The following is a 19544-nucleotide window of genomic DNA, read 5'->3' on the forward strand; positions in this document are numbered from 1 at the left end:
TCTGTTCTCGCCAGTTGAATGCAGAAACTACTTCACAGCAGCAGGGTATGGACTCACTTGAACGTCCGATGCTCTAGAGCGGCGATTCCCGAGCCATGCGGCGGGGGTCGGCAAATCAGGCTGCAATTCTCAAGGTGCGGAAGCACTCGAGAAGTTGCGGCCGATTAAACGGCTTCAGCAGATAGCCTTGAGCGCCGGCGCGCTTTGCCCGCATGATCGAAGCGACGTCGACCTCAACCAGCGAAATCAGGATCTGGGGCTGCACCGGACTTTCCATGGCGCGTACGCGGCGGATGACGTCCTCCGCCTGCATGTCCGGCAAGGCGCCGTCGACGACGATGATATCCGGCATGTCGGCAGTGCACATCTCGACCGCGTCAAAACCGCGCGCAGCTTCGATGATCAGCATGTCGGAACCACCCAGGATGCGCTTCGCGACCTTCCTGATGACGCTCGAATCGTCGATGAACATGCAGCGTTTCATTTCCGGGCCCTCTGTGCCATGCGGCAATCCGGCAGCGTCGCGGTACTGAAAGGCACGGTAGGATCAATCCGGTAAAGAAGCTGAAAAGCCAATAGATAAAATTTTTGCAAGACCAGTTTTTACGGAACCTCCTGATGATGCTTCGGTCGAACTAGCCTGGAAGGTTCATTTCATTAGATCGTGAAGGCCTAGTAAACATTGCCTAAAAATACTTATCTATTCTTGTCACTCATGTTAGTAACTTCAAGCGGCCGATAGCACGATTTCTTCTGCGGTTGCGTGTATCGATATCGTCATGTTCGCCTCGCGCGCCAGAAGCAGCGTGTAGTAGGGCTGCACTGAATGCGCGTCGATCGGTTCCTCAGGCTTGTTGCCGGAATGGAGTTCCAGGAATTTGGGCGGCACGCGCAGCATCGGACCGCTCGCGGCGAGCGCAAAGCGTGGTTCTGTGTCGAGGTTTTCAAGCGTAACCGTAAGCTTACCGCCACGCGGAATGGCGGCGTTGGCGACGAGAATGAGGTTGAGCAGCAGCTTGACCTTGTTCTTGGGCAGCAGCGCACGGGTTCCGTTCCAGACCAGTTCCGGCTTTTCGTTCTTCAAAAAGGCGATCGCAACGGCCTCGGCGTCCCCCGTGTCGATCATCATGCCGGCAGAACCGGCTGCGCCGAAGGCGATGCGGGCGAACTGCAGGCGGGCCGAAGCGTTTCTGGCGCTCTGGCGAATCAATTTCATGGCATCTTCGTCGGCGCCGCCTTCGTCGAGCAGCTCAAGCCCGTTGTTTATGGCGCCGACCGGCGAAATGATGTCGTGGCAGACCCGGCTGCACAAAAGCGCTGCGAGATCGGGTGCGGAAAGGGTGAAAAGCTCGGCCATCGGCGAAAGTCCCTGCAAAATTTCACTAGAAATGGCCGGGCGATCAATGGTCACGCCTGTCCACACGAATCACGCTCTCTCCCAAGGCCTACTGAATACACAGCGCCTGAGCGTGCAGCAACAAATCCGGAATTGCCGTTATCGAAAATGGTGTGTTCACGCAGGGCGCGGATACTGCGGGGCGACGCGAAACCAGCTCGAACCAGCCTTCTAACCGCCATCTTCATGTGAAAGCTTAATGGTTGAAAAAGGATTACGGCATAGTTTGCCCATAACAGTTATCCTTAGCGGCCGCCAAAGAGCCGCACGGATGCGAGGCGTCGGCGAAAGTGCTCCCTGACGGAGATTGGAAGCATGTTTTCCCGATACTACGACCGGAGTTTTTTCCGTGTCATCTCAATGGCGATCGCTCTTATGGGCGTTGTCGTCGTTTTTTCAACCTCGCCTTCGCGGGCCCAGGAATACACCGCTCAGGAGATCGTCGATTCCGGTCATAAATTCTTCGGCGCGACGTCGGGAGGGCTCGCCACCGTCGTCGAGAAGATTTTCGCCTCCTACGGCCTGCCTAATGGCTATTTGCTTGGCGAGGAGGGCTCGGGCGCGTTGATCGGTGGCCTGACCTATGGCGAAGGCACGCTCTACACCAAGAATGCCGGCGATCACAAAGTGTTCTGGCAGGGCCCGTCGCTCGGCTGGGATTTTGGTGGCGAGGGCTCGCGGGTGATGATGCTGGTCTACAATCTCGACGACGTGAACGGCCTCTACAATCGTTTCGGCGGCGTTGCCGGCTCCGCCTATCTCGTGGCTGGCGTCGGCTTCAACGTGATGAAGAACAACAATGTGCTGCTGGTGCCGATCCGCACCGGCGTCGGCGCCCGGCTTGGCGTCAATCTCGGCTATCTCAAGCTGACCCAGCGTGCCACCTGGAATCCGTTCTGAGCAAGCGGTTGGCTCATCATCTCGACTGGTCCCAAGGTCGACGATCCGAACATTGCTGCGGCAAACCCTTGCCGCGGCGCTGGAATTCCGTCATGCGAACGTGGCACAGTCGCTTACGGTTGTTTGCCGTCCATAACGGATAGTCACCTTGGTTCAGTCGGTCCTGTTCTTTGTCCTCGGCTTTCTCTGCGCCGGCTTTGTGGCGCTGATGATTGCCCCGGCCATCTGGCGGCGGGCCGTGATGCTGACGCGCAAACGCGTCGAGGGCTCGATGCCGCTGACGCTGGCCGAGATCCAGGCGGAGAAGGATCGCATCCGCGCCGAGTTCGCCATGTCGACGCGCCGGCTCGAGATGAGCGTCAAGTCGTTGCGCGAGAAATCGGCCGAACAGCTTGTCGAGATCGGCCGTGGCCGCGAGGCACTGAAGGAGTTGGCGCTTGAGCGGAAGGACAAGGAACAGGCCCTTTCCGAACTCGAGGCCAAGGGCGAAGACCTTCGGCAGCGTAAAGACCAGTTGCAGCTTTTGTCGGATCGGCTTGCTCAAGCCGAGCATGCCCTGGAAAAGCGCGTGCTCGAACTGAAAAAGCTGGAGCACATGTATGACGACGCCAGCTTTTCTTCCAGCAGCCGTCAGATAGAACTTGTGGCGCGCGAATCCGAACTGCAAAAGCTGGCCGACGACATTTCGGTGCTGCGCAGCCAGCGCAAGGAGGCGAACAGGCGCCAACAGGAGATCGCGGCCGAGAGCAAGGCCGCGCGAGACGCGTTGAAGGCCGAGAAGAAAAGGACCGGCGAACTGGAAAAGAAGATCGAGCGCCTGCTCGCCACGCTTGCCGATCGCGAGGACAAGCTTGAACGCCGCGAAAAGGAAATCGCGCGGCTTCGCGAAAAGTCGAAAAGCGAAAGCGTGGAAAACGCGTCGGCGGTGCCTCTCGTCGGAGCGCAAGGCAGTCAGGCCGATGTGGCCGTCAAGGGCGATATCGAAAAAGCTGTCGCCAAGCTCGACAGCGACCGGGAGCAGCTGGAGGCGAGGTTGACGGCACTGGCCCGCGAGAACAAGAGGCTGAAAGCGGATCTTGCCGCCTACGAGGCATCCAAATCCGAAGACGGCAACGATCCACGCCGCGCCAGCGCTGCGTTGCGCGAGCAGATGAGCGACCTGGCGGCGCAAGTCGTCGCCCTGACGGCGAAGCTCGACGGGCCGGAGTCGCCGATCACAAAGGTGCTTGCGGCACCCAACCAACCGGGAAGCGGCGAACGCAGCCTTGCCGATCGCGTGCGGGCGCTGCAGAAGGCCGAATCGACGCATTGAGCCCAGGCAGTGATGCTTGTCTTCTGCGGCTCAGGTCCTGCTTGCCGAAAAATGATGCAAGGCGATGGCTGACGCGGCGGCGACATTCAGGCTGTCGAAGCCTTCTGCCATATCGATCCGCAGCGTCCGCAGGCGGGCGAGCAGGCTTTCGGGCAGGCCTTCGCCTTCGGTGCCGAGATAGAGCGCCTGCCGCTCAGTCCTTTTCGCATCTCGGATGCCGGTTTGCCCGCGCGGCGACAACGCGAATTGGCCGAAGCCCAGCCGGTCGAGCGCGGCGGTGAAGCCGACGGTCTCGGTGAAGGAGGCAAAGGGAATTTTCAGCGCGGCGCCGACTGAAACGCGGATCGCCTTGCGGTACAGCGGATCGCAGCAGGTCGCGTCCAGAAATACGGCATCGGCGCCGAAGGCGGCGGCGTTGCGAAAGATCGAGCCCATATTGTCATGGTTGGCGATGCCGACCAGCACGACGATCAACGCGCGGGCGGGCAAGGTATCCAGCAAGGCCTCTGCAGGCTGCGCCGCGCCCTTGCGGCCAATCGCCAATATGCCGCGATGCATGTGAAAGCCGGCAATCCTGTCCATGACGTCGCTGGCCGCCACGTAGACCGGAAGGTCGGCTGGCGCCTTGCGCAGGGTTCCGTCGAGGCCTGCCAGCCGGTTTTCGAGTACCAGCACCGATTCGGCCGTAAAGCGTTTGGCCGCGAGCAGCATTTCGAGCACCACCTTGCCTTCGGCAACGAAGCGGCCCTGCCGGCCGGCAAGATCGCGCTCGCGGATGTCGAGATAGGCGGCGACGCGCGGGTCTTGCGGGTCTTCGATACGAATGGGGCGCATGCTTGCCTCGGCGGACACGCATCGCCCCGAAAATCGTAGCGGGCTTTCGGACAGCTCGATGCGTGGATCCAAAGTACTTTCTGCGTCCAAGTGGACGCAAGTCGCTCTAAGAACCGTCAGCGAGGTAGGAGGTGCCCGGGCCAGTTCTTGCATTTGTGGATGTCGTTATCCCAAAACCGCTTCGCACCCTCGGTCAAGCCCAAGGGCAGGCTTTTGGGCGACATGCATTCGCCGGTCAAGTCCCGGAGCGACGCGGGCGGTATGCCATCTGCGATAGCTCACCGTCGCCGAAAATCCCGTCCAGCGTGTTGAGAAGTTCGCGCACGGCATCGGATTTACAGGAATAGTAAATCATCTGCCGGTCACGCCGGGTCTCGACGAGATCGAGCGCCCGCAGTTTGGCGAGATGCTGTGACAGGGCGGATTGGCTGAGCAGAACCTTCTCGGCGATAGCGCCGACCGACATTTCACCGTCGGCCAGGTAGATCATGATCAACAGTCGTTTCTCGTTGCCCATCAGCGTCAGAAACGCAGCCGCTGATTCGGCATTGGCGATTAGCTTTTTCGAGACCATCGATCCCCCGTACCTTCCTGCTCATCCGGCGCTATGGGGGCAATAGCGTCTGATTCCATAGGCTCACTCGCGAATGTGCGCTGGCGATTCAACGCTACCGGGAAAGCGTAGAACATCTCGCTCAAACCTCAAGACTTGCTTTCGGCCCGACGCGATTAACTGTCGGACTGTGTTTAATCCGCCACTCGGCCGGTTTTTGCCATGTCGACCAGAACATGCCTAAGCTCGCTCGCCGTCCTCAATGGCTCGGGAAAGAAGACCCGGCAGACATCGTCGCCCAACGCCAGGTCCATGCCGTCGGCGTCGAAGCCGGTGACGACCCAGCCGTCGCCTGCGGCCTTGGCGAAATGGCGCGCGTAGACGGCAATTGCATCGCGATGTTCGGCATTCATGTGGTCGAGGGCGGATCGTTCACCAGCGGCAAGCTCTTCGACGATCGGCGCGGTTGTCACCAGATCGGCGCGCTCGAGCAAGTAGGCCTTGCCAAAGCCGCCGTTGAGACTGGCGCGTTCCGGCTCGAGGCGGAAGATCGAGAAGTCGCCAAGTCCGGCATAGAGCTTCGCCTTGGGGTTGCGGTTGAGATAGCGCCGTTCGACGCGGGCGTGCTCTTCGGATCCACGCTCAAGCCGTGCTGCCCGACAGACGAGCGTCAACCGCGGGTGCGCCAGCGGATCGCCCTTGCCGGGCTCGCCGACAAGCAGCGAACAGCGCGGGTCGGCAAGGATCGCGCCGGTATGGGCGGATAGCATCGATACAAGGATCAGCGGCGTGCCGTCGATATCGGTGGCGACACCAACCCTGCTGGCCAGCGGCGAACCGGTCCCGGGCTCGATTACCGCGAGCGCGCCGAAACGGGCACTGCGGATCAGCGTCTTCGCCAGCCTGGTCGCTTCGGCGTCGGTCTCGCGGATCACGTCCTTTTTTCGGTCGTCCAAAATCCACACCGTCTTAAGCTGATTTTTTTCTCCGGTTATCGGCCTATTACACCGGATTTGACAAGGGCCTCAGTTTCGCTTTCCGAGAGGCCGAAGCGTGCCAGCACGGTCGCCGCCTGACAATCGCGATCGGCCGGCATGGCGGCAAGGGTCGGCCGGGAGCGCGAAAAGCGCGGCGCCGGGGCGGGCCGCTCAAGCGCACCCGACGTCACAAAGGCGTTGCGAGCGCGATTGTGCGGATGATCCCTGGCTTCCCGCAACGACAGAACCGGTGCAACGCAAGCATCGGTCGCAGCAAACAGACGGTCCCAGTCGTCCCGTGTCTTCTGCCCGACCCGATCGACAATGGCAGCGCGCATCTGCGGCCACAACGTCCTGTCGTATTGGCCGCGTACAAAACGTTCGTCGAGCGGCAGCAGTCTTGCGAATTCGGCGAAGAACCGGGGTTCAAGGCAGCCGACGGCGACGTGACGTGCGTCCGCCGTCTCATAGGTGTCGTAAAACGGCGCGCCGGAATCGAACAGGTTCGCGCCGCGCGTATCACTCCAAAGGCCCGCCGCAATCAAGGCGTGCACAGGTGTCGCCAGCATCGAAGCGCCCTCGGTCAGCGCGGCGTCGATCACCTGGCCCTTGCCGGAGCGCGACCGCTCAAACAGGGCGGCCAGCGCCCCGGCAACCAGCATCATGGCGCCGCCGCCATAATCGGCGACAAGATTGAGCGGTGGGACTGGCCGGCTTCCTTCCTGGCCGATGGCGTGCAGCACACCCGAATAGGCGAGGTAGGTGATGTCGTGGCCGGCACGATCCGATAGCGGCCCGTCCTGGCCGAACCCCGTCATGCGGCCGTAGATCAGCGCCGGATTGCGCGCCAATGCCGCATCCGGCCCGAGACCAAGCCGCTCCATGACATCAGGACGAAACCCTTCGACCAGAATGTCGGCCTTTTCGACAAGGCGCAGCACCAGTTCGGCGCCTTCCCAGCGCTTCAGGTCAATCCGCAGGATGGAGCGGCCGTGACGGTCGATGTCGTATTCATCCGGTAGCGCCAGAAACGGCTGGGTCGATCCAGCCCGCTCGATGCGCAGCACCTCGGCTCCCATCTCCGACAGCATCAGGCCGGCGAGCGGCACCGGTCCAATCCCGGCCATCTCGATCACCGTCAGACCGGCGAGCGGGCCGGTCTTCGCCTGCGGGGCGACGTCGGCACCCATGGTCGGCTACTTCGGCGCCATGCGGATGGCGCCATCGAGGCGGATGGTCTCGCCGTTGAGCATCTGGTTTTCGACGATGTGCAGCACAAGGGCTGCATATTCGGAAGGCTCGCCGAGACGCGACGGGAAGGGTACCGCGGCGCCAAGCGAATCCTGCACCTCTTGCGGCATGCCGGCCACCATCGGCGTCTTGAAGATGCCGGGCGCGATGGTGCAGACGCGAATGCCCGACCGGGCAAGGTCGCGCGCCACCGGCAGCGTCATGCCGACGACGCCGCCTTTGGAGGCTGAATACGCCGCCTGGCCGATTTGCCCGTCATAGGCGGCGACCGATGCGGTGTTGACGATGACGCCGCGCTCGGCGCCCTCCAGCGGCTCAAGCTTCGCGGCCCGGTCGGCGACGAGGCGGATCATGTTGAAGGTACCGATCAAATTGACCTCGATCACCTTGCGGTACTGATCGAGCGGGTGCGGGCCGTCCTTGCCGATCGTCTTCATGCCGATGGCGATGCCGGCGCAATTGACCAGGATACGGGGTTCGCCGAACTTTTTTACCACTTCCCCTACTGAAGCAGCACCGCCGTCGGCGCTGCTTACGTCGCATTGGATGGCGATGCCGCCGATATCGGCCGCAATCTTCGCCGCACGCTCGATGCCAAGGTCGAGGATGGCAACGCCGGCGCCCTTCGCGGCCAGTGCACGTGCCGTCGCTTCGCCGAGGCCGGAGCCGCCGCCGGTGACAATCGCAATCTGGCCGTTCGGGTTCATGTCGGCGTCCTCCATCCTGCCGGCCACATGCTACGAAGCCCGACAGGGCGGCGCAACAGTATCCGGATGGTCACGCCATCGCGGCAACGTGCGCGGCAATTCTTGCCTGATCGGCGTGGCAAACCTCCCCCACCAGCCGTGCCATCGCGCCCGGCACGATCTCATGCGACAAAAGCCGGTCAGGATCGACCGGACGCGGCATGGAGATTTGCCCACGCGGGATTCGCTTGAAGCCGAGCGGGCCGTAATAGGGCTCGTCGCCGACAAGTATCACGGCCGGCATGCCGGCTTTGGCGGCGGCCTCCAGCGCGATCGCCACCAGCCGGCGGCCGATGCCGAGATTCTTGAAGGCCGGCCGCACCGCAAGCGGCCCGAGCATCAGCGCGCGGCCGACGCCGGCCGCGATGCGCGTCATGCGCACCGAAGCGACAACGATATCGCCATCGACGGCCACGAAGGACAGAGCGCGTTCATGCGGGCCGCCCTCACGGATCTTGTAGGCGCCCAGCACGAAACGGCCCGGCCCGAAGGCCTCGTCGTTGATGGCTTCGATTTCGGGGTCATGCGCCGGAGTTTCCGGCAGGTATTTCACGTCGGCAAGGCTCATGGTCTTTGCGTTCCGGTAGACGGGGAAAGGTTTGCTGCAAAACGGCAGCGTTCGCCAGTCAGCGCTTCATCAAGCGCGGGCGCCCTTTCGTCGTCGGTCGAACCGGATCAAAGCAAAGTCGAACATGCGGATTTTCCGCTAGCACCAATCTTCAGCCGCTGCAATCGGCCGTTTCGCATGGCGCCCTTCGTTTGCTGCCCTGGAGTTGACGAACTGTTCAACGCCTGGCGGTTTCCGCGTGGTCAGCTTGCGCCTACATCCCTGTAGAGACGAAAGGACATCGCATGGGATTGCTGGTCGACGGCAAATGGCAGGACCGCGGATACGACACCAAGGGCAGCGATGGCGAGTTCGTGCGGGCGCAGTCGCAATGGCGGGACTGGGTGACGGTTGATGGTACGCCGGCCGAAGGCCGCAAGCGCGGCTTCAAGGCTGAGCTTGGCCGCTACCATCTCTATGTCTCGCTTGCCTGTCCCTGGGCGCACCGGACGCTGATCTTTCGAACACTGAAGGAGCTCGAGGATGTGATTTCCGTCTCGGTCGTCCACCATTTCATGGGCGCCAATGGCTGGACCTTCCTGGCCGAAGACGGCGCCACCGGCGACACGCTCTACGGTCTCGATTTCCTGCATCAGATCTACACCAAGGCCGATCCCGCCTATTCCGGCCGCGTGACGGTGCCGGTTTTGTGGGACAGGCGAGAACAGACAATCGTCTCCAACGAATCGTCCGAGATCATCCGGATGCTCAATTCAGCTTTCGACGAATGGGGCGATGCCAGCCTCGATTTCTATCCGAAAGCACTGCGCGGCGAAATCGACGCGGTCAATGCGCTGGTCTATCCCTCAGTCAACAACGGTGTCTATCGCACCGGCTTCGCCACTACGCAAACGGCCTATGAAAAAGCGTTTGGCGAATTGTTCTCCGCGCTCGATCAAATCGAGGATCGCCTATCTCGCCAGCGCTATCTCGTCGGTGACCGCATCACCGAGGCCGATTGGCGGCTGTTCACCACGCTGGCCCGCTTCGACCCGGTTTATGTCGGCCATTTCAAGTGCAACCTGCGTCGCATCGCCGACTATCCGAACCTGTCGAACTATCTGCGCGACCTCTATCAGGTCCCGGGCGTCGCAGGAACGGTGAGCCTGCACCACATCAAGGCGCACTATTACGGCAGCCATGAAACGATCAACCCGACGCGCATCGTGCCGGTCGGGCCGGAACTGGACTACGCGGCGCCGCATGATCGCAATCGGTTCAGGAAGGCGGCGTGACCTACCAGTAGGGCGACGCCGCCGCGCCGCCAAAAATCTCGGCGATCCGCCGCAACGTGGCCGGCGTCGTTCCTTCCGGCAGGCGGTCGAGCGGAAAGAAACCGGCTGCGGCGATCTCGCGGTCCGGCAGCTTCGGCGCCGTCTGATTGAACTGCTCGACCAAATAGAGGCCGACATGGTCGCGGCGGCTGGCCCGACGGTTGAAATGCATCGATTTCAGCATCGGCGGCGCGGTCAATGCAATATTGCCCTCCTCGGAGAGCTCGCGCGCCAGCGCCTCGATCATCGTCTCGCCCAGTTCGACGCCACCGCCGGGAAGCTGCCAGCCCGGTACATAGGTGTGGCGAATGAGGAAGACAGAATTGGATGTGCGGTCGTGGATCAAGCCGCGCACCCCGAGCGTCATCGGCCGCCGCAGCACGAAATACAGATGAAACAGCCTTGCCCTGAGACCCGGCCAGCCGGCCTGGCGGAAAGCTTGCTCCGGATCGGGCCGCGTCATCACCCACGAAACCGTGGGTGGAAAGCAGCGCGCGCGTCGCTTATGAAGGAAGGATGTTCAGGCTCGCGCATATTTCCGATATCCATCTGGGACCGCTTCCCGGTGTAACCTATCGCGATCTCGCCTCCAAGCGCGTGGTCGGTTACGTCAACTGGCAGCGCAACCGCCGCCGCCACATGCGCGATGCCGTCATCGACACGATCGTCGCCGATATCAAGGCGAGCGCACCGGATCACCTTGCTGTCACCGGCGATCTGGTCAATCTGGCGCTCGATGGCGAGATCGAGATGGGCAAGCACTGGCTGGAGACGCTGGGTTCTCCCGATGATGTGTCGGTCGTTCCAGGAAACCACGACGCCTATGTGCCTGGCGCCTTCGACAAGGCCTGTCGGTCGTGGACGGCATGGATGACCGGCGACGGCGTCAATACGCCGATCGACCGTGACGCCTTTCCGTATCTGCGCGTGCGTGGCAACGTCGCGCTGATCGGTGTGACGACGGCGCGGGCCACGGCTCCGTTCATGGCCAACGGCTTCTTTCTGGAAGACCAAGCGGAAAGGCTGCGCGAAGTGCTCGATGCTACGGCCAAGCGCGGACTGTTCCGGGTGATCATGATCCACCATCCGCCAGTGCGCGGCGCCGTGTCGCAGCCCAAGCGGCTGTTCGGCATTGCCCGCTTCCACAAGGTCGTTCAGCGGCACGGGGCCGAGCTTGTGCTGCACGGCCATTCGCACGAGCCGACGCTGTTCTCCATCAATGGGCGCGGCGCCAAAATTCCAGTGGTCGGCGTCGCCGCCGCAGGGCAGGCGCCAGGCGGCAGGCGTCCGGCGGCGCAATATAATCTGTTGGAGATCGATGGCGAAAAGGACAATTGGCGGATCAGGCTGACGCGACGTGGCCTGACCGGGCCGGCCATCCCGCCTTCCGATCTGGAGATTCTGGAGCTTGGCGCGGACGCTATGGCCTAAAGCTCAGTCCCATCGCAACAAGGCGGTCCCAGAACAACACGATCGATACTGCCAGCCCGACTAGGGCGCCGGCGGCGATCAGGCCGAGACCGGAGAGAAACGCCGACCAACGCTTGCCACGCGGGACGGATCGCAGTGGCGGCTCGGCTTCCGGGACCAGCGCGCGTTTCAAACCGGCGACTGCCTGCTCGACCCCGCCTTCCAGCATCCTCTGGCGCTCGACGACGCGCTCCGCGACGTAGCGCGTTACTTGATCGGCAACGGGTTTCATCTCGGTTGATTCGGCGAGCACCACCCGGCCGATGCGCGTGTCCTTGAGGAAGCGATAGGTGCGGCGGTCACGGCCCATGGCGACATGGCTGACGGCGTCGATCCATAGGCGCGGCTGCAGCCCGGACGAGACGGTGAAGTCGAAATTGTCCATGTCTGCGGGCACGTCGGCGAAGATCGGCGCGAGTTCGGCGGCAAGCAAATCGAGCCGCATGCGATGAGCCTCGCGCATGTCGACCACGACGTCATCGCGGTCGGCGAAGGCGTTTTTCACGTCGCGAATGGCGTCGGACAATTTTCGCGACTGATCGATCTGGGTGATGTTCTCGCCTGCATCCTTCATCGGCGTTGCCTCGCGGGTTTGGTTAACATTGAATTAACACAGCCGTTGGCAAAATGCACTTGCGAGATCGATAAGCCTTTAAGCGGCTTACCAGATAAAACCCGGCCCGAAGCCGCGCCATCAGTCTTGGCAGGGAGGGATCAATTCGCTGCGGCGGCGGATTTTGGACGGAACGGCCTGCTGCGGCGTTTCATGTTGCGGCGGACGATCTCGGCGATAAGGCCGGGCGCTTCCTCGGCCAGCATATGGCCGGCCTCCAACACGTGATGCAGGTGGAAATGCGCCGGCAGACCATCGGCCTGTGTGAAGGGCAGCACCGCGTCATCTACCCCCCAAACCACCATCACCGGCATATCAAGCGTTTCGAGCCGTTCGCGCGGGATGACGCCCTGCCGATCGTCCCTGGTCATGGCGGCTGCGATCTCGACAAGTTTCTGCAACTGGCCGGGACGCGCGCATTTCGCCAAGCACATCCACGGTGCGCTCCGAGGGCAGGCTTTGCGGTCCGGACATGGCGGCAAGGCAGGCGCGAATTTCACTCTTGCCGGCAGCGGCAGCGTACCGGCGCAACAGCAGCCCATTGATCTCAGCCCCAAAACCGCCCGGCGCCAGAAGCGTCAGCGACGCTATCCTTTCGGGCTCGGCCAATGCCATCAGCACTGCCGCCGCCCCGCCCATCGAGTGGCCGACGAGATGCACCCTCCTAATTCTGCGTGCGGCGAGGTCTGCAAGAACGGCCCGAGCGGCCGTCTTGGCCGGGCCGCCACCCGGGAAATCGAGGGATAGCCCATGGCCTGGAAGATCATAGGCCAGCGTCCGTGAACCAAGTGCCAGTGTCGAAATCACCTCGTGCCAGTCGTCGTGGCAACCGCCGAAGCCATGCAGGAAGACAACCGTCTTCGGGCCGGCGCCCCGTTCGGCAGCGTAAAGCGGTGAAATCATGAAATTTTATGGTTTTATTGCAAATCAACAGGACTCGAGATTCCGGATTGTGGCTGGATTGCGCCTTGTCCAAGCCGATGGCCAGTAAAGTTTTCGCGATCAGCCGTGCTGGTTAAAAGCGCTAGCTGGCATTGCCGAGCCCGGCGGCACGCAAGGCCTCGACCAGCCGGTCCGTCAGATCGGCGGGGTATCTCCGCTCGACAAAGGTTGCGCGCGGATCGGCAGCGAATTTCGGGAATTTGACAGTCATCTCGTCCACAAGTTCGTGCGCCAGTTGATTGCGGCCGGTTGCCCTCGCGCCGATCAGCCGCGCAGCCAGATAGTGTGATTTCGTTGGCGTCGCTTGCAACGCCTCACTGGCAAGCGCGGCCTTGTTCATATCGCCCGCCATGAACTGCCCGACGAAAAGCCCGTAGTCCCACCAGGTCGGATGCGCGCTTGAGGTTTCGGCGGCGTGAGCAAGGATCGGTGTTCCCTCCCTGTACCTGCCGGCGAAAATCAGCCCATAGGCGTAAGCTGCCGCCATGCTGAGGTCGTAAGGGTTGAGTTCGTAGGCCTTGTGCATCCAGCGGATCGATTCCTCCGAATTGCCGAGGCGGGAATTGAGATAGCCATAGGCACGGTGCGCATAGGGACTGGTCGGCCCCATCTGCACGGCGCGACGGGCAAGCGACATCGCCTGTTCGATCGTTGCGCCGGCTGGATAGGCGTAGTGATCTGTGGCCGCCTCGAGATGGAGGGTCGCGAGCTCCGAATAGACGAGCGACGATTTCGCATCCCGATTGATCAGGTTTTCGAGACAGCGATAGGCAGCCTGATGGGTTTTCGCGCCCTGGTCGAGATAGTACTTGTCGTTGAGCAGCAGGCATTCCGTCAGGCCGGTCTGAAGACCGCTCTGTTCGATATAGTTGTAAATCGTGCCAGAGGCGGGAACGGCCGAACTCAAAATGCCGGCGACACTGTCCTCGACGGCGGAGGGTGTGCTGTTGGCGGCAGTCAAGTTGCGTGACAGCAGGACCCGTCCGGTCGCCACGCTTTGAAGCTCCAGAGTGACATCGCCTGCCGTTGGTCCCGGCAAGACATCGAATACGAAGCTGATTGCATCGGTGACCGGATCGGGTGGGCCGTCGGCGTCCCGACCGATGAAGTTGACCGTATCGAAGCCGCTGAGGCCGGCGCGCAGGGATGCCGCGACGCGGGCAGCCTCGGCGCTGTTGGTTTTCACCGCAATGTAGACGAGCGGAAGGGTTTCAATCGGAGCCCATGGCGCAATGCTGCCGGTTGCCACCGCGTTTTCGATCGTCGACGCGGCATCGCTTCCCGCCAGCAATGCGCCGCTTCCCTGACGAAGGATCAGCACGCCCAGCATGGCGATGACCAGAGCGATCGCCAACCAGAAGAACTGGAGATGGCGAAGCAGCGACGGCGCCGGCTCGAGAACGACAGGGGACATCAACGATGCGGCGCCTGCGGCCATGCCGGGTTCTTCGAGCGATCCCGACAAGGTGGCCACCGCTTCGATGCGCTCCTCCGGCTCCGGCTCGACCGGCAGGCGGATGGCGTTGCGTTCATAGGATGGAACATAGCCGCCACGCGGAATGGCGATGCGGATCGGCTCGGCAACACCTTCATTGGCGAAGTAATGCTGCAGCAGCTCGCGCAGCCTGCCCGCCTGCACCCGCACCACGGCGTCGGTCGACGGATCGAAATCGCCGTCCTTACCGAAAACATCCATCGCGATGGAAAAGCCCTTGAGCTTGTCGGCTTCGCCTGCCTGCTCGCGCTCGACCAGATAGCGAAGCAGCTTACGCGCTCGTTCGGATCTCCCGAACGTTTCGCTGGCTAGCAATCGCTCCAACGTCTCGCGCACTGCGGGGGCGGCAGGCGTGGCATGCTGCAAGTGTCGATCCTTTCGAAGTCGGCACAGGTTAAGACGCAATCATATAGAGCCTGCCCTGCCATACAAGCATGCATCCATTATGCGATCGCGTACCCCACCGGATAATTTTCCGGTGGTTAACGGCGCGAAAGGCCAGAGCAAGAAGATACCATGTGGGTTCATCTTGCTCCAGCGCTGTTAGCTTTCGACAGCTTGTCTTCCGACGATGCGGTTGGCGGCGGAAACCACGGCTTCCAGTGAAGCGGCCACGATGTTGGTGTTGATGCCGGCACCGAACAGCTTGCCGCCGGGATGCTCCATCTCGACATAGGAGATGGCCGAGGCATTCGAGCCGCGCTGCATGGAGTGCTCCGAATAGTCGAGCACCGACATCGGCACGCCGACATGGCGCGACAGCGCGTCGACAAAGCCGTCGATCGGGCCGGTTCCGGAGCCTGAAATCGTCACCTCCTTGCCCCTGTCGAGGATGACCGCCTCCACCACACGCCGGCCCTTGGTCTCGAGGTCGGGATAGGTGTGGTGGTCGAGGAATTTCAGCCGCGCGCCGGGCTGGTCGACATAGGTTTCGAGAAAGCGCTCGTAGATGCGCTTGGCCGGCACCTCCTTGCCTTCGGCGTCGGTGATCGCCTGGATCGCCTGACTGAACTCGATCTGCAGGTTGCGCGGCAGGTTGAGGCCGTAATCCGCGTGCAGCACATAGGCGATGCCGCCCTTGCCGGACTGCGAGTTGATGCGGATGATCGCCTCGTAATTGCGCCCGACATCGGCGGGATCGATCGGCAGATAGGGCACCTCCCAGTACGGCGTATTGGCCTTGCGCAACGCCTTCATTCCCTTGTTGATGGCATCCTGGTGCGAGCCGGAAAAGGCGGTGTAGACGAGCTCGCCGACATAGGGATGGCGCTCGGGGATCTTCAACTGGTTCGAATATTCATAGACGTCCTTCATCCGGTTGATGTCGGAGCAGTCGAGCCCGGGATCGACGCCTTGCGTGTACATATTGAGAGCCAGCGTGACGATGTCGACATTGCCGGTGCGCTCGCCATTGCCGAACAGCGTACCTTCGACGCGGTCGGCGCCCGCCATCAGACCGAGTTCTGTGGTGGCGACGCCGGTGCCGCGGTCGTTGTGCGGATGCAGCGAAATGAGCAGGTTCTCGCGGTTGTCGAGATTGCGGCACATCCATTCGATGCGATCGGCATAGATGTTGGGTGTCGACATTTCGACCGTGGACGGCAGATTGATGATCAGCTTGTTTTCAGGCGTCGGCTTCACGATCTCGGTGACGGCGTTGCAGATTTCCAGCGCCACTTCGAGCTCGGTGCCGGTAAAGCTCTCCGGCGAATATTCGAAACGATAACCGCCGCCGGCCTTCGCCGCCCTCTCGGTGATCATCTTCGCCGCATCGGTGGCGATCCGCCTGATGCCGGCGACGTCCTTCTCGAAGACGACGCGGCGCTGCAATTCGCTGGTCGAATTGTAGAAATGCACGATCGGGTTGGTGGCGCCCTGCAGCGCCTCGAAGGTGCGGGTGATCAGTTCCGGCCGGCACTGCACCAGTACCTGCAGCGAGACATCGGCTGAGACATTGCCCTCTTCGATGCACCAGCGGGCGAAATCGAAATCGGTCTGCGAAGCCGACGGGAAGCCGATCTCGATCTCCTTGAAGCCCATGTCGAGGAGCAGGGCGAACATGCGCGCCTTGCGCTCGTGGCCCATCGGGTCGATCAGCGCCTGGTTGCCGTCGCGCAGGTCGACCGAGCACCAGATCGGCGCCTTGTCGATGACCTTCGAAGGCCAAACGCGGTCGGTGAGACCGACGGTCGGGTAAGGTTGGTATTTGCGGGCTGCCTCCGGCATGCCCCGGGCTGCCTCCGGCATGCCCCGGGCAGCGTCTGGCATAGCCTTTGCGGCATCCTTGCCCATCTTGCCGCTGTCTGCTCGGATTTCTTCTCGTGCGTTCATTGTCGTCTCTCCCGGCGGCTCGCGGGATCCGCTTCAGGCGGATTTGGTGCCGAGCGGCGCCTTTACCAGATGTTCATTCGCTAGATGTGACTTGCCAATTTTGAGACTGGCCAAGGAGCATGCGCGTGAGCGGCGGTTCGACCGCCGGGCGCTCCTTCAGCGAACCCGGCGATCGCCGATAAGGCCGAGAAGCAGCAGAGCGGAAGCAAGCGCGCGCACGGTCTCGCCAGCAAAGCCGGTCTGACGGGAAGCGACGGAGGTGGCGCGGTTGATCATGGCGGTTTTCATACAGGAGCAGCCAAAGAGAGGCAAGTGGGGCCGAACGACTGGCATTTTCTATACAATCCAACGCATTCCTGAGCGACTGGGCTGGTCCTTCAGCGGCCGCGAACAGATTGCGTGGCGCCTGATCCATTTAGGTGACAGCGCTGGAGGTCTTTCTGCAGCGGCAGATTACCCTCTATTCCCTCAGAGTTCGCGCCACCAGCCGCGCCACGCTTGGCCCGATCAGCAGCACGACAAGGAAGCGTGCCGATTGCAGCGCCATGACGAAGGAGATGTCGACGTGCTGTGCGGCGGCGCTATGATGGCGACGCTGTCCATGCCGCCGGGGCTGGTTGCCAGATAGGCGGTCAGCGGATCGATGCCGAGCACATGGCTGATCATGAAGCCGAGGCCGCCGCAGAAGGCGATGAGGATGATGATCGAGCCGACGATCTGCGGCAGCGCCCGCGTCGCGTGCCGAAGAATTGCCCTGGTGAAATTCAGGCCGATGGTCCAGCCGATCATCGTATAGCCGAGGGCGAGCAGCCAGGGCGGCAACTGCATCGGCACGCCCAGTCCGAGATGCACCGCAGTGCCGAAAATGAAGGTGCCGACGAAGAAGGGTGACGGCAGCCTGAGCAGCTTTCCGACGAGGCTGCCGACGAGCGCCACGCCAAGTGTCCCGGCAAAGGCTGTTGGATCGATCGGCGGGAACCAGATGATGGCCGGGACCTCGATGCCTGATGTGTCGACCCACATCTTTGCGACAAGTGCGGCAGTCATGGAGACGAAAATGACGCGCAGATATTGCATGAAGGCGACGAGACGCTGGTCGGCGCCGAAGGCGCCTGCCATCAGCACCATAGCGGTGGCAGCGCCCGGCGATGAGCCCCAGACGGCGGTGGTGCCGGGCAGGATACGCCAGCGGCTGATCAGCCAGCCGAGCAGGCTGGACGCCGCAACGGTCGCCACCACGGTTCCCAGGAACAGCGGCCATTCCCTGTAGAAGACCGGAAAGATGTCAGGCGAGATCGAAGCGGCGACGAGGCAGCCGACGATCGCCTGGGCGGCGCCGAACAAAGGGCGCGGCACGCGCACCGTGGCACCGTTAGTGCCGGCCAGGATCGCCGCCAGCATCGGTCCTATCAGCAGCGCTGCCGGCAAGGCGCCGAATTCCAGTGCGCCGGCAAACAGGATAGAGAAGATCAGCAGGGTCAGCCACTGCCAGACTTTGGGCATCCGCGCCATGCGTTCGACGGTCGGCTGGTCTGGCAGGGAATCCATTTTTCGGTCTTAGCCGCGAAGCGAGGAGATGCGAACCCCGGCGGCGGTGAAAAATGCGTCAGCCCAGGCGTCAGCTGGTTTTGACGGCGGGCAGGCCGAAGCCGCCTACCGGCCGGGTCTCGACCTGGAATTCGAAGCCGGCGATGATCGGCCGCGCCTTGGCGATCGCGGCCTGGACTTCCGGCAGTTGCAGCGAAGCCTTGTGGCTTGCCTGGTCGGTCCACACCTCGGTCACCCAGATCGCGTCGGCATCGGCCGGATCGGTGGCGATGATGTAGCTCAGGCAGCCTGGCATGGCGCCGGTGCTGGCGAGCAGGACATCCATCATTGCGTCGCGCTGGCCGCGCGTCGCCCGCATCTTGCCGATCAATCCGTACATTCGCCTTGCTCCGTTGAGATGATGCAACCGGGAGTATGCAGGTCGCCGCTCACGGCATCAACTGGCCACCGTTCACCTCGATCACCTGGCCGGTGATGTAACCGCTCAACAGAGCGGACGAGAGGAACAGATAGGCACCGACGCAATCCTCGGGCGTGCCGGCGCGGCCCTGCGGAATGGTGGCCACCATGCCTTTCATCTGCTCCTCGCTGGAATAGCGCTCATGGAAAGGCGTCGCTATGGTGCCCGGCGCCACCGCGTTGACGCGGACGTTGAAGCCGATCAGTTCCTTGGCCATGCCGCGGGTCACATTGGAGACGAAAGCCTTGGCCGAGCCATAAAGGCCGGCGCCGCCGCCGGCGCCGTTGCGTGCAGCGATCGACGAGGTGTTGACGATGAAGCCGCCCTGGCGCTTCAGCCATGGCATCGCCTTGCGCGATGCGGTCAGCACGGAGCGGGCGTTGAGGTCCATCACCGCGTCGTAACGCGCCTCGGTCAGTTCGGCATAAGGCACGCGGCCGAGCATGCCGCCGGCATTGTTGACCAGGCCATCGAGCCGGCCAAAGTATTGCGCGCTGTCCTCGACGACGCGCTCGACATCGGCGGGGATCGAGAAATCGCCCTGGACTGGGAATACCTCGCCACCGCCGTTGCGGATGGTCCCGGCCAGGTTTTCGGCAGCTGCCAGACTTGAATTGTAATGCAGCGCGACGCGGCATTTCTGCGCGGCGTAGGCCAGTGCAAGTGCCGCCCCGATGCCAGTCGAAGCGCCGGTGATCAAGACCGCCTTGCCGGCGAGGTCGGGGATGACCAGGGTGGGGGTAACAAGGGTGGTTGTGGTGGCTGGCACGTCTATTCCTCCGAACTCTACCTACTCCTCGTAGGGCGTCGCCGCCCCAATGTTCAAGTCCGTAGC

General features: G+C 62.4%; 18 protein-coding genes and 2 pseudogenes. 4 read left to right on the top strand and 16 right to left on the bottom strand.

All coding sequences use genetic code 11. The features are described from left to right. Window positions 1-115: 115 nt before the first annotated feature. A complete protein-coding gene (locus tag AC0L25_RS19115; protein WP_473596947.1) occupies window positions 116-484 on the bottom strand; it encodes a response regulator in 369 nt (122 codons plus the stop codon). Window positions 485-727: 243 nt separating this feature from the next. Then, complete coding sequence (chpT, locus tag AC0L25_RS19120) at window positions 728-1357, bottom strand: histidine phosphotransferase ChpT (protein ID WP_127316798.1); 630 nt, start codon at window positions 1355-1357, stop codon at window positions 728-730. Window positions 1358-1711: 354 nt separating this feature from the next. Here chpT and AC0L25_RS19125 point away from each other — a divergent pair, with 354 nt between their 5' ends. Then, the gene (locus AC0L25_RS19125) at window positions 1712-2296 is read left to right on the top strand and encodes a DUF1134 domain-containing protein (protein WP_473596948.1); all 585 of its coding nucleotides are present in this window, start codon (window positions 1712-1714) and stop codon (window positions 2294-2296) included. 148 nt (window positions 2297-2444) lie between these two features. Further along, complete coding sequence (locus tag AC0L25_RS19130) at window positions 2445-3608, top strand: coiled-coil domain-containing protein (protein ID WP_473596949.1); 1164 nt, start codon at window positions 2445-2447, stop codon at window positions 3606-3608. A 30-nt stretch (window positions 3609-3638) separates the two neighbouring features. On the opposite strand, the gene AC0L25_RS19135 is transcribed toward AC0L25_RS19130, so the two are convergent. The 6 genes from AC0L25_RS19135 to AC0L25_RS19160 all read right to left on the bottom strand — a co-directional run bounded on the left by AC0L25_RS19135 (window position 3639) and on the right by AC0L25_RS19160 (window position 8537). Then, a complete protein-coding gene (locus tag AC0L25_RS19135) occupies window positions 3639-4442 on the bottom strand; it encodes a TrmH family RNA methyltransferase (protein WP_473596950.1) in 804 nt (267 codons plus the stop codon). A 235-nt stretch (window positions 4443-4677) separates the two neighbouring features. Beyond that, window positions 4678-5016 (bottom strand): ArsR/SmtB family transcription factor, encoded by a 339-nt coding sequence (locus AC0L25_RS19140; protein ID WP_473596951.1) that lies wholly within the window; start codon window positions 5014-5016, stop codon window positions 4678-4680. A 173-nt stretch (window positions 5017-5189) separates the two neighbouring features. Continuing rightward, window positions 5190-5951, bottom strand: a complete 762-nt coding sequence (locus AC0L25_RS19145) for a HugZ family pyridoxamine 5'-phosphate oxidase (protein ID WP_473596952.1) — start codon at window positions 5949-5951, stop codon at window positions 5190-5192. A 35-nt stretch (window positions 5952-5986) separates the two neighbouring features. Beyond that, window positions 5987-7162 carry a CaiB/BaiF CoA transferase family protein gene (locus AC0L25_RS19150; protein WP_473596953.1) on the bottom strand — a complete coding sequence of 392 codons (1176 nt, stop codon included), beginning with the start codon at window positions 7160-7162 and terminating at the stop codon, window positions 5987-5989. Between the two features lie 6 nt (window positions 7163-7168). Further along, on the bottom strand, window positions 7169-7930 hold the full coding sequence (locus tag AC0L25_RS19155) for a 3-hydroxyacyl-CoA dehydrogenase (RefSeq protein ID WP_473596954.1): 762 nt from the start codon (window positions 7928-7930) through the stop codon (window positions 7169-7171). 70 nt (window positions 7931-8000) lie between these two features. Further along, window positions 8001-8537, bottom strand: coding sequence for a GNAT family N-acetyltransferase (locus AC0L25_RS19160; protein ID WP_473596955.1), 537 nt, complete (start codon window positions 8535-8537; stop codon window positions 8001-8003). A gap of 284 nt (window positions 8538-8821) precedes the next feature. Here AC0L25_RS19160 and AC0L25_RS19165 point away from each other — a divergent pair, with 284 nt between their 5' ends. Next, a complete protein-coding gene (locus AC0L25_RS19165; RefSeq protein ID WP_473596956.1) occupies window positions 8822-9811 on the top strand; it encodes a glutathione S-transferase family protein in 990 nt (329 codons plus the stop codon). 1 nt (window position 9812) lies between these two features. Here the strand turns inward: AC0L25_RS19165 and AC0L25_RS19170 are convergent, their stop codons facing one another. Beyond that, on the bottom strand, window positions 9813-10313 hold the full coding sequence (locus tag AC0L25_RS19170) for an NUDIX domain-containing protein (RefSeq protein ID WP_473596957.1): 501 nt from the start codon (window positions 10311-10313) through the stop codon (window positions 9813-9815). Window positions 10314-10366: 53 nt separating this feature from the next. Here AC0L25_RS19170 and AC0L25_RS19175 point away from each other — a divergent pair, with 53 nt between their 5' ends. Then, window positions 10367-11281 (top strand): metallophosphoesterase family protein, encoded by a 915-nt coding sequence (locus tag AC0L25_RS19175; protein WP_123149405.1) that lies wholly within the window; start codon window positions 10367-10369, stop codon window positions 11279-11281. On the opposite strand, the gene AC0L25_RS19180 is transcribed toward AC0L25_RS19175, so the two are convergent. From AC0L25_RS19180 to AC0L25_RS19210, 7 genes and pseudogenes are all read right to left on the bottom strand, one after another. Next, window positions 11271-11894, bottom strand: coding sequence for a hypothetical protein (locus AC0L25_RS19180; protein ID WP_473596958.1), 624 nt, complete (start codon window positions 11892-11894; stop codon window positions 11271-11273). The genes AC0L25_RS19175 and AC0L25_RS19180 overlap by 11 nt on opposite strands. A 140-nt stretch (window positions 11895-12034) precedes the next feature. Beyond that, window positions 12035-12836 (bottom strand): annotated as a pseudogene (locus AC0L25_RS19185) (alpha/beta fold hydrolase). A gap of 121 nt (window positions 12837-12957) precedes the next feature. Further along, a complete protein-coding gene (locus AC0L25_RS19190) occupies window positions 12958-14736 on the bottom strand; it encodes a hypothetical protein (RefSeq protein ID WP_473596959.1) in 1779 nt (592 codons plus the stop codon). A gap of 177 nt (window positions 14737-14913) precedes the next feature. Then, entirely contained in the window at window positions 14914-16596 is a 1683-nt protein-coding gene (leuA, locus tag AC0L25_RS19195; protein WP_473597008.1) for a 2-isopropylmalate synthase, read from the bottom strand. A gap of 565 nt (window positions 16597-17161) precedes the next feature. Beyond that, window positions 17162-18249 (bottom strand): annotated as a pseudogene (locus AC0L25_RS19200) (AbrB family transcriptional regulator). A gap of 70 nt (window positions 18250-18319) precedes the next feature. Further along, a complete protein-coding gene (locus AC0L25_RS19205) occupies window positions 18320-18628 on the bottom strand; it encodes a putative quinol monooxygenase (RefSeq protein ID WP_473596960.1) in 309 nt (102 codons plus the stop codon). A 49-nt stretch (window positions 18629-18677) separates the two neighbouring features. After that, entirely contained in the window at window positions 18678-19478 is an 801-nt protein-coding gene (locus AC0L25_RS19210) for an SDR family NAD(P)-dependent oxidoreductase (RefSeq protein WP_473596961.1), read from the bottom strand. Between the last annotated feature and the right edge of the window lie 66 nt (window positions 19479-19544).

This window comes from Mesorhizobium sp. WSM4813 (genome assembly GCF_055811555.1).

Coding starts and splice junctions, on each gene's coding strand:
- AC0L25_RS19115 (WP_473596947.1), bottom strand. CDS start 484: ATGAAACGCTGCATGTTCATCGACGATTCGAGCGTCATCAGGAAGGTC.
- leuA (WP_473597008.1), bottom strand. CDS start 16,596: ATGCCGGAGGCAGCCCGCAAATACCAACCTTACCCGACCGTCGGTCTC.
- AC0L25_RS19155 (WP_473596954.1), bottom strand. CDS start 7,930: ATGAACCCGAACGGCCAGATTGCGATTGTCACCGGCGGCGGCTCCGGC.
- AC0L25_RS19175 (WP_123149405.1), top strand. CDS start 10,367: ATGTTCAGGCTCGCGCATATTTCCGATATCCATCTGGGACCGCTTCCC.
- AC0L25_RS19125 (WP_473596948.1), top strand. CDS start 1,712: ATGTTTTCCCGATACTACGACCGGAGTTTTTTCCGTGTCATCTCAATG.
- AC0L25_RS19165 (WP_473596956.1), top strand. CDS start 8,822: ATGGGATTGCTGGTCGACGGCAAATGGCAGGACCGCGGATACGACACC.
- AC0L25_RS19135 (WP_473596950.1), bottom strand. CDS start 4,442: ATGCGCCCCATTCGTATCGAAGACCCGCAAGACCCGCGCGTCGCCGCC.
- AC0L25_RS19170 (WP_473596957.1), bottom strand. CDS start 10,313: ATGACGCGGCCCGATCCGGAGCAAGCTTTCCGCCAGGCCGGCTGGCCG.
- chpT (WP_127316798.1), bottom strand. CDS start 1,357: ATGGCCGAGCTTTTCACCCTTTCCGCACCCGATCTCGCAGCGCTTTTG.
- AC0L25_RS19205 (WP_473596960.1), bottom strand. CDS start 18,628: ATGTACGGATTGATCGGCAAGATGCGGGCGACGCGCGGCCAGCGCGAC.
- AC0L25_RS19180 (WP_473596958.1), bottom strand. CDS start 11,894: ATGAAGGATGCAGGCGAGAACATCACCCAGATCGATCAGTCGCGAAAA.
- AC0L25_RS19150 (WP_473596953.1), bottom strand. CDS start 7,162: ATGGGTGCCGACGTCGCCCCGCAGGCGAAGACCGGCCCGCTCGCCGGT.
- AC0L25_RS19140 (WP_473596951.1), bottom strand. CDS start 5,016: ATGGTCTCGAAAAAGCTAATCGCCAATGCCGAATCAGCGGCTGCGTTT.
- AC0L25_RS19160 (WP_473596955.1), bottom strand. CDS start 8,537: ATGAGCCTTGCCGACGTGAAATACCTGCCGGAAACTCCGGCGCATGAC.